The 558-nt window shown below is 39.2% G+C and carries 1 protein-coding gene; it reads right to left on the reverse strand.

Going from position 1 to position 558, the window contains the following annotated elements; all coding sequences use genetic code 11:
* Positions 1-558: Rib/alpha-like domain-containing protein (locus ADG81_RS04880; RefSeq protein ID WP_049551078.1), on the reverse strand; the 558-nt coding region annotated here is incomplete at both ends.

A 558-nucleotide genomic window follows, 5' to 3' on the forward strand; every position in this document is an offset into this window, starting at 1 on the left:
GTTTTCAACATTTGTGACCTTGCCACCTTCTGGAATCTTGATGCCTTTAGTGTAGTCCTCTGGCGTTAACGGAGTATTCGTTACTGGCGTTTCAATTTCCTTAACTGGCGTTACATTAACTGGAACGTCAACAGTAATTGTTTTTCCATTTGGTAATTCAATCGTTACTTTAACTGGATCCTTCTTACCTGGAGTTGTCAAGTCTGGAATGTTTTCAACATTTGTGACCTTGCCACCCTCTGGAATTTTAATTCCTTTGGTGTAATCCTCTGGCGTTAACGGAGTATTCGTTACTGGCGTTTCAATTTCCTTAACTGGAGTTACATTAACTGGAATGTCAACAGTAATCACTTTTCCATTTGGTAATTCAACTGTTACCTTAACTGGATCTTTCTTACCTGGAGTTGTTAAGTCTGGAATGTTCTCAACATTTGTGACCTTGCCACCTTCTGGAATCGTGATTCCTTTTGTATAATCCTCTGGCGTTAACGGAGTATTCGTTACTGGCGTTTCAATTTCATTAACTGGAGTTACATTAACTGGAACGTCAACAGTAAT

This window comes from Streptococcus pseudopneumoniae, assembly GCF_001070815.1.
Classification (GTDB): Bacteria; Bacillota; Bacilli; order Lactobacillales; family Streptococcaceae; genus Streptococcus; species Streptococcus pseudopneumoniae_P.